The sequence below is a fragment of the Lelliottia jeotgali genome, assembly GCF_977070485.1.
Window position 1 is genome coordinate 90,102 of sequence record NZ_CDRVFO010000001.1, and the last position, 11,934, is coordinate 102,035.

General features: G+C 61.3%; 14 protein-coding genes. 9 read left to right on the plus strand and 5 right to left on the minus strand.

Annotated elements, in window-relative coordinates:
• Positions 1-69 precede the first annotated feature (69 nt).
• Positions 70-636, plus strand: a complete 567-nt coding sequence (locus ACW4TB_RS00430) for a sugar O-acetyltransferase (RefSeq protein WP_012312249.1) — start codon at positions 70-72, stop codon at positions 634-636.
• Here ACW4TB_RS00430 and ACW4TB_RS00435 read toward each other — a convergent pair.
• Positions 615-1,184, minus strand: a complete 570-nt coding sequence (locus ACW4TB_RS00435) for a DUF6436 domain-containing protein (RefSeq protein WP_279929359.1) — start codon at positions 1,182-1,184, stop codon at positions 615-617. The genes ACW4TB_RS00430 and ACW4TB_RS00435 overlap by 22 nt on opposite strands.
• Before the next feature lie 119 nt (positions 1,185-1,303).
• Here ACW4TB_RS00435 and ACW4TB_RS00440 point away from each other — a divergent pair, with 119 nt between their 5' ends.
• Positions 1,304-2,230: a phospholipase BipL gene (locus tag ACW4TB_RS00440; RefSeq protein WP_012312251.1), complete on the plus strand. Its 927-nt coding sequence runs from the start codon at positions 1,304-1,306 to the stop codon at positions 2,228-2,230.
• Here the strand turns inward: ACW4TB_RS00440 and ACW4TB_RS00445 are convergent, their stop codons facing one another.
• The gene (locus ACW4TB_RS00445; RefSeq protein ID WP_012312252.1) at positions 2,231-2,983 is read right to left on the minus strand and encodes a DUF2059 domain-containing protein; all 753 of its coding nucleotides are present in this window, start codon (positions 2,981-2,983) and stop codon (positions 2,231-2,233) included. It lies immediately after the preceding gene.
• A gap of 122 nt (positions 2,984-3,105) precedes the next feature.
• On the opposite strand from ACW4TB_RS00445, the gene ACW4TB_RS00450 reads away from it, so the two are divergent.
• Together ACW4TB_RS00450 and ACW4TB_RS00455 are read left to right on the plus strand one after the other, a co-directional pair.
• Complete coding sequence (locus tag ACW4TB_RS00450) at positions 3,106-3,729, plus strand: 2OG-Fe(II) oxygenase (RefSeq protein WP_455842868.1); 624 nt, start codon at positions 3,106-3,108, stop codon at positions 3,727-3,729.
• The gene (locus ACW4TB_RS00455) at positions 3,716-4,219 is read left to right on the plus strand and encodes a DUF523 domain-containing protein (RefSeq protein WP_279929355.1); all 504 of its coding nucleotides are present in this window, start codon (positions 3,716-3,718) and stop codon (positions 4,217-4,219) included. Before ACW4TB_RS00450 ends, ACW4TB_RS00455 begins: the two co-directional genes overlap by 14 nt.
• 60 nt (positions 4,220-4,279) lie before the next feature.
• Here the strand turns inward: ACW4TB_RS00455 and ACW4TB_RS00460 are convergent, their stop codons facing one another.
• On the minus strand, positions 4,280-4,768 hold the full coding sequence (locus ACW4TB_RS00460; protein WP_012312255.1) for a transporter substrate-binding domain-containing protein: 489 nt from the start codon (positions 4,766-4,768) through the stop codon (positions 4,280-4,282).
• A 197-nt stretch (positions 4,769-4,965) separates the two neighbouring features.
• On the opposite strand from ACW4TB_RS00460, the gene ACW4TB_RS00465 reads away from it, so the two are divergent.
• Complete coding sequence (locus ACW4TB_RS00465) at positions 4,966-5,442, plus strand: DUF4399 domain-containing protein (RefSeq protein WP_279929351.1); 477 nt, start codon at positions 4,966-4,968, stop codon at positions 5,440-5,442.
• A gap of 129 nt (positions 5,443-5,571) precedes the next feature.
• Here the strand turns inward: ACW4TB_RS00465 and serA are convergent, their stop codons facing one another.
• On the minus strand, positions 5,572-6,801 hold the full coding sequence (gene serA, locus ACW4TB_RS00470) for a phosphoglycerate dehydrogenase (protein WP_039602651.1): 1,230 nt from the start codon (positions 6,799-6,801) through the stop codon (positions 5,572-5,574).
• Positions 6,802-6,972: 171 nt separating this feature from the next.
• Here serA and ACW4TB_RS00475 point away from each other — a divergent pair, with 171 nt between their 5' ends.
• From ACW4TB_RS00475 to ACW4TB_RS00490, 4 genes are all read left to right on the plus strand, one after another.
• On the plus strand, positions 6,973-8,370 hold the full coding sequence (locus ACW4TB_RS00475; protein ID WP_254466999.1) for an FAD-binding oxidoreductase: 1,398 nt from the start codon (positions 6,973-6,975) through the stop codon (positions 8,368-8,370).
• A gap of 24 nt (positions 8,371-8,394) precedes the next feature.
• On the plus strand, positions 8,395-9,060 hold the full coding sequence (locus tag ACW4TB_RS00480) for a fumarylacetoacetate hydrolase family protein (protein ID WP_012312259.1): 666 nt from the start codon (positions 8,395-8,397) through the stop codon (positions 9,058-9,060).
• 106 nt (positions 9,061-9,166) lie between these two features.
• On the plus strand, positions 9,167-10,087 hold the full coding sequence (locus ACW4TB_RS00485; RefSeq protein WP_254467000.1) for an SdiA-regulated domain-containing protein: 921 nt from the start codon (positions 9,167-9,169) through the stop codon (positions 10,085-10,087).
• A gap of 89 nt (positions 10,088-10,176) precedes the next feature.
• A complete protein-coding gene (locus tag ACW4TB_RS00490; RefSeq protein WP_012312261.1) occupies positions 10,177-11,088 on the plus strand; it encodes an SdiA-regulated domain-containing protein in 912 nt (303 codons plus the stop codon).
• Between the two features lie 93 nt (positions 11,089-11,181).
• Here ACW4TB_RS00490 and rpiA read toward each other — a convergent pair whose 3' ends face one another.
• Positions 11,182-11,856 (minus strand): ribose-5-phosphate isomerase RpiA, encoded by a 675-nt coding sequence (gene rpiA / locus ACW4TB_RS00495; protein ID WP_012312262.1) that lies wholly within the window; start codon positions 11,854-11,856, stop codon positions 11,182-11,184.
• Between the last annotated feature and the right edge of the window lie 78 nt (positions 11,857-11,934).

Here is an 11,934-nt window from a genome sequence, read left to right on the forward strand (position 1 = left end):
TCGAGCGGAAATTGTGGTCCGATCTTCGGCGGATTCGCGCAAAGAGCATAGCCCTCGACAGGAGTTTCCATGTCCCTCAGCGAAAAACAGAAAATGCTTAGTGGCCAGCTCTACCATGCCGGCTGCCCCGAACTACAGGCCGAGCAAATCGCCACCAAGCACTGGATGCAGCGTTACAACACCAGCTTCGACCTGCTTAACGAAGCCCGCAACGGCCTGCTTGCCGAGCACTTCGGCCATGTGGGCGAAGGCACGGTCATCCGCCCGCCGTTCTATTGCGACTACGGCTACAACATCAGTGTCGGCCGCAATACCTTCATGAATTTCAATTGCGTGATCCTGGACGTGCTGCCGGTGCGTATCGGCGATGATTGCCAGATTGGCCCGGCGGTGCAGATCTACACCGCCGATCACCCGCTCGACCCTGAACTGCGGCGCACTGGGCTGGAGAGCGGACGGCCGGTGACTATCGGTAACAATGTGTGGATCGGTGGCGCTGCAATCATCCTGCCCGGGGTGACCATTGGCGATAACGCAGTGGTTGGTGCGGGCAGTGTGGTGACCCGCGATGTGCCGGCAGGCGCGGTAGTGGTCGGTAACCCGGCGCGCGCGCGTCAGCCGGCCCAAGGGCAATAGCAGCCGACGGCCAGCGTGTTCGATGCGGTGACGTGGCGGTCATCGAGCAGGGCCTTTAGGATCGGTTCGATGAAGCTGTTTGTGGCGTTGCACACCGCGCCTTCGCTGTAGGGGCCGAAGTAAGCGAGGTTGCCTTGGCGGTCCCAGATCGCTACGGCCGGAGAGGCGGGCAGGTTTTCACTGCCGGGCAGATGGGTGATGGGCTGCAGGCGGGTGAGGTTGGCCGGCAGCCGGCCTTGGCTGCCGGGCTTTTGCACGACGTGGAATGCCACGCCCTTGTCTGCGAAGTGGCTGAGCAGGTCACCCAGGTGCTGCTGGTTGCCGACATTGCATGGGCAGGTCGGGTCCCAGAAGTGTACTACGCGCACAGGGCCGGGGCCGGCGAGCTCGGCGGGCAGGCGTAGCTGGGTGCCGTCGAACAGCGTGGTCTGGCTTTCGAACGGGCGCAGGTAGCGGGACTTAAAGCTGTCGTATGCCCACCAGAGCACGGCGGCGCATGAGAGCAGTGCAATGGCTAAAATTATCGGCTTGATTGTTCGATTTTTCATGGCCCATCCGCAGCCCTTTGAGGAGCGGCATTGTTGATTCAAAAGTGGCCAAGCTTGCCACGGCGCAGCCAAGAGCTGAATATCCCGGATCAATACTCGCTTCGCTGTGGATGTACCCGATGCCTGCCGCTTTTCACCCCGACCGCCTGCGCGCCAGCCTCGCGCCCCTTGGCAAACGCCAACCCTTGTCCGTTCAGGCGCAGGATTATCAGCGCTTCTACGGCTTGAACCTGCCAGCGCAGAGCTGGCTGGGCGGTTTTCAGGCGGCGGGTTTCGAGCTGGCGGGGCAGGTCTGGCTACCTTCGCAGCCCGTGGCGACACTGTTTCTGCTGCATGGCTATTACGACCACATGGGCCTCTACCGCCACGTGATCGAATGGGCACTGCAACAGGGTTATGCAGTGATCAGTTGCGACCTGCCTGGCCATGGCCTGTCCAGTGGCGAGCGCGCCAGCATCACTGATTTCGCACTCTATCAGCAGGTGCTCGATGCCCTGTTCGAGCAGGCGCGCAGCCTTGCTTTGCCGTGCCCGTGGCACTTGTGCGGGCAAAGCACTGGTGGCGCCATTGCCGTCGATCATCTGCTGCACCAGGGGGTACAGAGCCCGGTTGATGGCCAGGTGATCCTGCTTGCGCCGCTCGTGCGCCCACGTGCCTGGCTGTGGTCGAAACTCAGTTATCGAGTGTTGCGTCACTTCGTCAATGGCATTGAGCGGCGCTTCAGCGAGAACAGCAACGACCCGACGTTCCTACCGTTTCTGGAGGCCGACCCGCTGCAGCCTCGGCGCCTGCCGACAGCCTGGGTCGGCGCGCTGATGGCCTGGGTCAAGCGGATCGAGGCCGCGCCGTGCAGTGCGCGGCGACCGTTGATCGTTCAGGGGGAGGCTGACGGCACGGTGGACTGGCCCTACAACCTCGAAGTGCTCAAGGCCAAGTTTGCTGAGCCACAGATCCTGCTGCTGCCCGAAGCCCGTCACCACCTGGCCAATGAACTGCCGGGCATCCGTCAGCGCTATTTCGACTTCATCAACCAGCGCTTGGGCTGACTACTTGAGGTTCGCGCCGTTCTGGCCGACTGCCAGGCCGGCGCGCACCGCTGCCACTGCGGCCTGGTAGTACGCTTTGCCTTCAGGTGACTCGGCGAAAGTGGCGAACTCTTCCAGCTCGGCGTCGGAAAGGTCGCGGTAGACGTAAAGCAACGTGTTGTTGAGGTCTTCGCCAATCTGGTTCATCAGCCGCTGGCGCTGGCCATCGAGCAGGCCTTGGGCCTGGCCGCCGCCGAACAGACCGGGGATCATCGAGCTGAGGCTGTCGGCCGCCACGCCGGCGATAGCCAGGCTAACCTCGGCACCGGCTTCGCGGGCCGGGAGGGCCTGAGCCAGGTGTCCGATGATCAACAGACGGTTATCGCTGGCCTGAATTTTCGGCAAGCCCTTGGCGTGCTTGGCCAGCTGGTCCTTGCGCGTGGCCAGCAGTTCGGCGGCGACGATCTTGCGCCCCAGCGGTGACTGGAAAAAGGCCAGCGCCGGCGCAGGGTCGGGCAGGGCGCTGCGCAATTGTGCCTGGGCACGGCGGTCCATGGCCGCTGCCTGGAAGCGCTGGTTGCTGTTGCTGACCAGAGCCTGGTAAACCGCAGGCGGCAGGCTGTTGCGGTAGCGCTGCTGGGCGGCGCTCACGGCATCATTGAAATGGGCGCGCTGGTCGGGCCAACCGGCGGCCTTGTAGAGCTGATCAAGGCTGTCTGCCCAGACAGGCATGGTGCAGATCATCAGCAGAATCAGGGAAAACAGACGGCGCATTCAGGACTCCTGTCGGCAGGTGGCTATTGTCCTTGGCTCGGCGCCGGTTTGTCGAGATAGGGGCGTAATTCTCGGCCAAGTGGCGCTGTGCGAGTGCATGGCTAATGGATATGATGCGCGCCATGCATATCTCCCCTGAACACCCGATGCTTGCGGCCGTCGTTGACGATCTGGCCTCCCATGGCTGGTCGCAGCAGGCCCTTTTCCTGCCGGCTGAGCTGGTGCGTGCGCTTGCGGCCGAGTGTCGGCGCCGTGATGCCGAAGGCCAGCTCAACCCTGCCGGGGTGGGGCGCGGTGTGGCCCAGGAAGTGCGCGAGGCGATCCGTGGGGACCAGATCCAGTGGGTCGACCCGGGGCAGGCCGAGGCTTGCGACAAATACCTGGAAGCCATGGACCAGCTGCGTCTGGCAATCAACCAGGGCCTGTTCCTTGGCCTTGAAGAGTTCGAGTGTCACTTCGCCCTATACCCGCCAGGTGCGTTCTACCGTCGCCACCTGGACCGTTTTCGCGACGACGACCGGCGCATGGTCTCGGCTGTGCTTTACCTCAATGAAGACTGGCAGCCGCAGGATGGTGGCCAGTTGCGCATGTTCCTGGCTGACGCTGTCGAGCATGACGTGCAGCCCGTTGCCGGCTGTCTGGTGGTGTTTCTATCGGGTGAAGTGCCTCACGAAGTCTTGCCAGCGGGGCGTGAGCGGCTTTCGTTGACGGGTTGGTTCCGGCGCCGTGGCAATGACCCGTTCTGACCCGCCCAAGGTGCTGGTCAGCGCCTGCCTGCTGGAACAGCCGGTGCGTTATGACGGGCGGGCCAGCGGCCATCCTGATCTGTTGCAGCGCTGGCAGGCTGAAGGGCGTGTAGTGCCGTTGTGCCCGGAGGTGGCCGGCGGCCTGCCCACACCGCGCCCGCCCGCGGAGATCCCGGGCGGGCAGGGCGGCGAGGTGCTCGACGGGGCGGCGCAGGTGCTGACGGTGAATGGCGAGGACGTAAGCGCGGCCTTTCTTGCCGGTGCCCAGCAGGCGCTGGCGCTGGTGCGTCGGCATGGCATCCGGGTGGCTGTGCTTAAGGCGGGCAGCCCTTCGTGTGGCAACCGCTTGACCTACGATGGCACGTTCGCTGGGGTGAAGGTGCCAGGGCAGGGGGTGACCACCGCACTGCTGCGGCGGGAGGGAGTGCTGGTGTTCAGTGAGCTGGAGCTGGAAGAGGCCCAGCGAACGCTGGCTGGGTTGTCAGCGTAGTTTGGTGCTGGCCCTTTCGCGAGGTTACCCGCGAAAAAGCTGGTGCAGGCAATAAGTGACTCACTGCCCGGTAGCCGTCTCCGGCACACCCTTGAACCACTTCTGCTCAAGCTCCGCTGTACGGCCGCTGTCCTTGAGGCGCTGCAGCGCGTTGTTCACCGCACTCTCGAACGCCGGGTTGTCTTTCTGGAACGGGATGACCAGCTTCCTCTCGCCAAAAGGCTGGCTCAGATCAAACGGCGTATCGGCCTTGGGAGCATTGTCCGATGGGGTCACAGTGATGTCGTATTTGCCACTTTCAACACCCGGCAGTATCTCGGCCACAGGCGTTTCAATGAACTCGACACGCAGGTCCAGTTGTTTGGCCAGCTCTTGGCCGAATTCGATTTCAAACCCCGTCAGATGGTCGTTTTGCTTGAAGGCATACGGCGAGTTGTCGGCCTGTACGGCAATGCGCAGTTCGCCCCGGTCGGCGATTTCGTCTATCAGCTCGGCTTGAGCCAATGGCGTGATCAGTACTGCCAGCAGTACACCCATGGTCGAACGCATCTAATGCCCCTTTTCTTTGGCAAATGAATAACTGTCGCCACGACTTTCTTCCTCGTCGTGGTCGAGCGCAGCCTATGACCTTGAAGCCTTGGCGAGGTTTAACCCTAACTGAATTTTTTCTCTTTGTGGGCTATGGTGAACTTCCGCCGCCGTTCGTTTGCAGGTTGCGGTCAATAAGTGAATCACAGGAGAAGTGAATGAACAGCCTATTTTCGCGTGCTGCCGTAGCCGGTCTGCTGATGGGGGCCTCGGTACTGGTCAGCGCTGCGGATGCGCTGAAGAGCCAGGAGCCGCCCAAGGATGCCAAGGTCTTCATCGTTTCCCCCGCCGACGGCGCAACGGTCGACAAGACCTTCACCGTCAAGTTTGGCATCGAAGGCATGGGGCTCAAGCCTGCGGGTGACCAGACCCCGCACACGGGCCACCACCACCTGCTGGTGGATGTGGACAAGGAGCCTGTTGCCGATCAGCCATTGCCGACCAGCCTGATGCCGGAAGGCGGGGCAGCGCTGCCTGCCGGCCCGCAGGTGCTGCACTTCGGCAAGGCCCAGACCGAGACCACCCTTACCCTGACGCCGGGCAAGCACACCCTGCAGCTGGTGCTGGGTGACCAGTATCACGTGCCGTTCAAGCCAAGCGTTGAGTCGAAGGAGATCACGGTTGAAGTGAAGTAAGCCGAGCCATTACGCAGCCCTTAAGCTGGCAAGTCGATCCCTACTGGCATCGTGGTGTGAGCTGGCTTGTTGGCGAAACAAAAAAAGGGAGGCCACCAAGGCCTCCCTTTTTTCATACCGCAATTACGCTCAGAACAGTACGCGCGAGCGGATGGTGCCCTTGACGTGCTGCAGCTTCTCTTGCGCAAGGTCCGAGTACTCGGCGTCAACGTCGATTACCACGTAACCCACTTTCTCGTTGGTCTGCAGGAACTGACCGGAGATGTTGATACCGTTCTCGGCGAAGACTTTGTTGATCTCGCTGAGCACGCCCGGAATGTTTTCGTGGATGTGCAGCAGGCGATGCTTGCCCGGGTGCGCCGGCAGGGCGACTTCCGGGAAGTTGACCGACGATACCGAGGTGCCGTTGTCGCTGTACTTGACCAGCTTCTCGGCCACTTCCAGGCCGATGTTGGCTTGGGCCTCGGCGGTGGAGCCGCCGATGTGCGGGGTGAGGATCACGTTGTCCAGGCCGCGCAGCGGGCTTTCGAACTCTTCATCGTTGGAGCGTGGCTCGACCGGGAACACGTCGATGGCGGCGCCGATCAGGTGCTTGTCCTTGATGGCTGCGGCCAGGTGGTCCAGTTCTACCACGGTGCCACGGGCGGCGTTGATCAGGATCGAGCCCTTCTTCATCGCGCGGATTTCTTTTTCGCCGATCATCCACTGGGTGGATGGCAGCTCAGGCACGTGCAGCGAGACGATGTCGGCCAGGCCCAGCAGTTCGTGCAGGCTGGTGACTTGTACGGCGTTGCCCAGTGGCAGCTTGGTCAGCGGGTCGTAGAAGTAGACCTGCATGCCCAGGCTCTCGGCCAGTACCGACAGCTGGGTACCGATCGAGCCATAGCCGACGATGCCCAGCTTCTTGCCGCGGATTTCGAACGAGTTGGCCGCGCTCTTGATCCAGCCGCCACGGTGGCAGGAGGCGTTTTTCTCGGGGATGCCGCGCAACAGCAGGATGGCTTCGGCCAGTACCAGTTCCGCCACCGAACGGGTGTTGGAGTATGGCGCGTTGAACACGGCAATGCCGCGCTCGCGTGCAGCGTCCAGGTCGACCTGGTTGGTGCCGATGCAGAAGCAACCGACGGCGACCAGTTTCTTGGCACAGTCGAAGATCTCTTCGGTCAGCTGGGTACGCGAACGGATGCCGATGAAGTGCGCATCAGCGATCTTTTCCTTGAGTTCTGCTTCCGGCAGCGAGCCAGTGAGGTACTCAATGTTGGTGTACCCGGCGGCCTTGAGGGTATCCACCGCGTTCTGGTGCACCCCTTCAAGAAGAAGGAACCTGATCTTGCTCTTGTCGAGAGAAGTCTTGCTCATCTGCGTAAACCTGTATCCCGGAGAAAAAATGGCGAGAAGTGATGCTAGGCGCAGCGCGGGCCTTAGCACGAACAGCGGGGGCGCTATGCTAGCATACGCGACACAATCTGAGCTTATCCCGACAGGTGAAGAGTACTCAGGGTGACTATGAATAAGTCGAGAGTTCCGGCGATGACGCACCCCGCGGTAATTGATGAACTGATGACCTTGGTAGACCCTGGCAAGGTCCTGACCGATGCCGTTTCCCTGGAAGCGTACGGCAAGGACTGGACCAAGCATTTTCCGCCCGCACCCACAGCAATCGTGTTCCCCAAAAGCGTGGAACAGGTTCAGGCCATCGTTGGCTGGGCCAATCGCCATCAGGTGGCGCTGGTGCCTTCCGGCGGTCGGACCGGGCTCTCCGCCGGTGCCGTGGCAGCCAATGGTGAAGTGGTAGTCGCCTTCGACTACATGAACCAGATTCTCGATTTCAATGCCTTCGACCGCACGGTGGTCTGCCAGCCAGGGGTCATCACTCGCCAGCTGCAGGCATTCGCCGAAGAACAGGGGCTTTATTACCCGGTGGATTTTGCCTCGAGTGGCTCCAGCCAGATCGGCGGCAACATCGGGACAAACGCCGGCGGCATCAAGGTCATTCGCTACGGCATGACCCGTAACTGGGTTGCTGGCCTGAAAGTTGTCACTGGCAAGGGCGAGTTGCTCGAGCTGAACAAGGACCTCATCAAGAACGCCACGGGCTATGACCTGCGCCAGTTGTTCATCGGCGCCGAAGGTACCCTGGGTTTCGTGGTCGAGGCCACCATGCGCCTGGACCGCGCCCCACGCAACCTAACCGCGATGGTGCTGGGCACGCCAGACTTCGATTCGATCATGCCGGTGTTGCATGCCTTCCAGGGCAAGCTTGACCTCACGGCATTCGAGTTTTTTTCCGACAAGGGCCTGGCCAAGATCATGGCACGTGGCGATGTACCTGCGCCGTTCGCCACCGACTGCCCGTTCTATGCCCTACTGGAGTTCGAGGCCAGCACCGAGGAGGTGGCCAACGATGCGCTAGCCACCTTCGAGCACTGCGTCGAGCAAGGCTGGGTAATAGACGGGGTGATGAGCCAGAGCGAAGCTCAACTGAAAAACCTTTGGAAGTTGCGCGAGTACCTGTCCGAAACAATCTCCCACTGGACGCCGTACAAGAACGACATTTCGGTCACGGTCTCCAAGGTGCCGGCATTCCTGCGCGACATCGATGCCATCGTCAGCCAGCACTATCCTGACTATGAGGTGGTCTGGTACGGGCACATCGGCGACGGCAACCTGCACCTGAACATCCTCAAGCCCGAGTCCATGAGCAAAGACGATTTCTTCGCTTCATGCGCCAAGGTCAACAAGTGGGTGTTCGAGATCGTCCAGCGCTATAACGGCTCGATCTCCGCCGAGCACGGTGTGGGCATGACCAAGCGCGATTACCTTGGCTATAGCCGCTCACCACAGGAAATCGCCTGCATGAAGGCGATAAAGGCCGTCTTCGACCCTAACGGCATCATGAATCCGGGTAAGATCTTCGCTCCTGAATAAAAGCAGTAATCAAAGGAGTCGGCCATGAGTTACCAGCACCAGTACGTAGACGGCACCCGTATCCACTTCCCGCTGGGCAAGGTGGTGTGCGTTGGCCGCAACTATGCCGAGCACGCCAAGGAACTGGGCAATCCCATTCCGACCGAGCCGTTGCTGTTCATCAAGCCGGGCAGTTGCGTGGTGCCGCTGGAGGGTGGTTTCAAGATTCCTACCGACCGTGGTTCGGTGCATTACGAAGCCGAAATCGCGGTGTTGCTGGGCAAGCCGCTGTCGGCACATCCATCTGAAGAGGAAGTGCTGGATGCCATCTCCGGCTTTGCCCCGGCGCTGGACCTGACCCTGCGTGACGTGCAGGCCAAGCTCAAGGAAAAGGGCATGCCGTGGGAGACTTGCAAGAGCTTCGACGGTGCCTGCGTACTGCCGCCTTTCGTCGCTGCCGGCACGTTCGAAGACCTGGCCGACATCCCGGTGCGCCTGACCATCAATGGTGACGTTCGCCAGGACGGTAACAGCGCGATGATGCTCAACCCGATCGTGCCGATCATCCAGCACATGGCCTCGCACTTTTCGCTGCTGCCGGGGGATGTGATCCTGACCGGGACCCCGGCAGGCGTCGGCCCCTTCGAAGTGGGTGATGAGCTGGTGCTGGAGTTGCCGGGCGTCAGCCGCTTCGAAAGCCGGGTACTCTGAGCAGAGACTGTGTCGCCCGCGAAGCGGGCGACGCGATTTACCGTTTTTTTCACAACCTATCTGGATAATGCGCGAATCTCCGCCTATTTACCCAGGAATACTCTGTATGGCCCTGTCTTCCAGCGCTCCCGTATCCACCAAGCGTCGCTTCTACCTGCGCTGGCCGTTCGGCCTGGCTGTGGCTGCGGTGATCGGCTATGGCGTGGCCGTGGCGATGCACTGGGATGACCGTGGCCGACTGTGGGTCCAGGAAGGCTTCGAGAGCAGCGCCGAGCGCAGCGAAAGCGTCTGGTTGCCGGACTATAAGGTCGATATCGATGCCAAGCCTATGCCGGGCATGGAAGATGATGAAGCCTCGGACGTAGCGTTCAATCCGCATACCCGCACGCTGTTTGTGGTCATGGGCAAGAACCCGTTCCTGGTCGAGCTGAGCCTGGATGGTGATGTGCTGAGGCAGATCCCCTTGCAGGGGTGGAACAACCCCGAAGGGGTTGCCGTGCTGGAAGATGGCCGCTTGGCCATTACCGATGAACGTCTGCACGACCTGACCGTGGTCAAGGTGGACGCACAAACCAAGTCGCTGAACCATGCAGATTTTCAGAGCCACGACCTGGGCGAGTCGGTGAAAAGCAACAAAGGCTTCGAAGCTGTGGCATGGGACCCGATGCGCCAGCGTCTGGTGATCGGCGAGGAGCGGCCGCCAAAGCTCTATACCTGGAGCACCGATGGGCGCAGCCCGCTCAAAGGTGACAAGCAGCCGCTGGCCAGCAACGAACTGGACCTGCGCAACCTCTCAGCCTTGAGCGTCGACCCGCGTACGGGCCACCTTTTGGTGCTGTCGGCGGACTCCAACATGCTGCTGGAGCTCGACGAGCAAGGTCAGCAGGTGAGTTTCATGACCTTGCTGGGCGGTTTCAACGGCCTCAAGGACACCATTCCGCGTGCTGAAGGGGTGGCGATGGACGATCAGGGCAACCTGTACATGGTCAGTGAGCCGGCGCTGTTCTATCGGTTCAAGAAAAACTGACGGCCATTTCAGATTTTTCGCATGCTGGCATTAAGCTTTACTTCAGTTGTTCGTGGTTAGATTCGTCATCCTCAAACCGAGTCTGCCCTATGCGTCGCTATGTTCGTCTGCCCCTGGTCCTGGCTGTCATTGGCCTGCTCGCCGTGCTCTTGCTGGGCGTGGCGGAGCAGCAGTTCCGTTTGCTCGAGCGTGGCTGGTTCAACTTCAAGACCTGGTGGCAGCCCGCTGAGCAAAGCATGGGCCTGGATCGCTATCGGGTAGTGACCGAGGCGCAGCCTATAGACGGGCTGGACGATGATGTTTCGGCACTGACTTACGACCCCGACCGCAAGACCCTGTTCACGGTGACCAACAAGCGGTCCGAACTGATCGAGTTGTCCCTCGACGGCCGTATCCTGCGGCGGGTGCCGTTGACCGGTTTCGGCGACCCCGAGGCGGTGGAATACGTAGGGCCCAACAGTTACGTGATCACCGATGAGCGCCAGCAACGGCTGATTCGCGTGCGCCTTGAGGACGACACAATGTTCCTGGATGCCAACGATGCCGAGCAGTTGAGCCTTGGTATCGGCCTGAACGGCAACAAGGGGTTCGAGGGGCTGGCCTATGACTCGGCGGGCAAACGCCTGTTCGTGGCCAAGGAGCGGGACCCGATGGTGATCTACGAAATTCACGGTTTTCCCCATGAAAACCCGGAGCAGCCTTATGCAGTGCATGTGGTGCAGGACCGCAAGCGTGATGCGCGGCTGTTCGTGAGGGATCTGTCGAGCCTGCAGTTCGACGAGCGCAGCGGGCATCTGCTGGCGCTGTCGGATGAATCACGCCTGGTGCTGGAGCTGGATGTGAAGGGTAAACCGCTGAGCACGCTGTCGCTGCGCAAGGGTTACCAAGGGCTGAAACAGACGGTGCCGCAGGCGGAGGGGATTGCCATGGATGAAGCGGGGACCATTTATCTGGTCAGTGAGCCGAACCTGTTCTATGTGTTCAAACAGCCATCGGATTGACCCGGCTTTTGAGCGTCATTGCCGGCAAGCCGACTCCCACAAGTTCTCCACTGCTGTGGATTGCCTGGGGGAGCCAGCTTGCCGGCAATGGCATCACTCGGCTTTCAGGCTCTTCACGCCTTCCGGGGTGCCCAGCAACAGCAAGTCTGCCGGCCGTGCGGCAAACAGGCCATTGGTCACCACGCCGACGATCGCATTGATCTGCGCTTCCAGCTCCACGGGGTTGGTGATCTGCAGGTTGTACACATCCAGGATCACGTTGCCGTTATCGGTGACCACACCCTCACGGTACACCGGGTCTCCGCCCAGCTTGACCAGTTGGCGCGCCACGTGGCTGCGGGCCATCGGGATGACCTCGACCGGCAGCGGGAAGGCGCCCAGCACCGGCACCAGCTTGCTGGCATCGGCGATGCAAATGAAGGTCTTGGCCACGGCCGCGACGATTTTCTCCCGCGTCAGTGCCGCGCCACCGCCTTTGATCAGGTTCAGGTGTGCGTCGCTCTCGTCGGCGCCGTCGACGTAGAACTCCAGCTCGCTGACGCTGTTCAGCTCATAGACCGGGATGCCATGGCCCTTCAGACGCTGTGCAGTGGCCTCGGAGCTGGCGACCGCGCCGTCGAACGCCGTCTTGTGCTGGGCCAAGGCGTCAATGAAGAAATTGGCAGTCGAACCGGTGCCGACGCCGACGACGCTCTTTTCATCCAGCTTGGGCAGAATGAAGTCGACAGCGGCCTGGGCGACGGCCTGTTTGAGTTGGTCCTGGGTCATGCGGGCTCCGGAAAGGGGCAGGGCGGTATGAAAGGAGGCTAGTATAACGGCTCGGGCGGCTTTGCTGTGGTCGCCCGA

Coding starts and splice junctions, on each gene's coding strand:
- ACW4TB_RS00440 (WP_012312251.1), top strand. CDS start 1,304: ATGCCTGCCGCTTTTCACCCCGACCGCCTGCGCGCCAGCCTCGCGCCC.
- ACW4TB_RS00480 (WP_012312259.1), top strand. CDS start 8,395: ATGAGTTACCAGCACCAGTACGTAGACGGCACCCGTATCCACTTCCCG.
- ACW4TB_RS00435 (WP_279929359.1), bottom strand. CDS start 1,184: ATGAAAAATCGAACAATCAAGCCGATAATTTTAGCCATTGCACTGCTC.
- ACW4TB_RS00460 (WP_012312255.1), bottom strand. CDS start 4,768: ATGCGTTCGACCATGGGTGTACTGCTGGCAGTACTGATCACGCCATTG.
- ACW4TB_RS00465 (WP_279929351.1), top strand. CDS start 4,966: ATGAACAGCCTATTTTCGCGTGCTGCCGTAGCCGGTCTGCTGATGGGG.
- ACW4TB_RS00445 (WP_012312252.1), bottom strand. CDS start 2,983: ATGCGCCGTCTGTTTTCCCTGATTCTGCTGATGATCTGCACCATGCCT.
- ACW4TB_RS00450 (WP_455842868.1), top strand. CDS start 3,106: ATGCATATCTCCCCTGAACACCCGATGCTTGCGGCCGTCGTTGACGAT.
- serA (WP_039602651.1), bottom strand. CDS start 6,801: ATGAGCAAGACTTCTCTCGACAAGAGCAAGATCAGGTTCCTTCTTCTT.
- rpiA (WP_012312262.1), bottom strand. CDS start 11,856: ATGACCCAGGACCAACTCAAACAGGCCGTCGCCCAGGCCGCTGTCGAC.
- ACW4TB_RS00475 (WP_254466999.1), top strand. CDS start 6,973: ATGACGCACCCCGCGGTAATTGATGAACTGATGACCTTGGTAGACCCT.
- ACW4TB_RS00430 (WP_012312249.1), top strand. CDS start 70: ATGTCCCTCAGCGAAAAACAGAAAATGCTTAGTGGCCAGCTCTACCAT.
- ACW4TB_RS00455 (WP_279929355.1), top strand. CDS start 3,716: ATGACCCGTTCTGACCCGCCCAAGGTGCTGGTCAGCGCCTGCCTGCTG.
- ACW4TB_RS00490 (WP_012312261.1), top strand. CDS start 10,177: ATGCGTCGCTATGTTCGTCTGCCCCTGGTCCTGGCTGTCATTGGCCTG.
- ACW4TB_RS00485 (WP_254467000.1), top strand. CDS start 9,167: ATGGCCCTGTCTTCCAGCGCTCCCGTATCCACCAAGCGTCGCTTCTAC.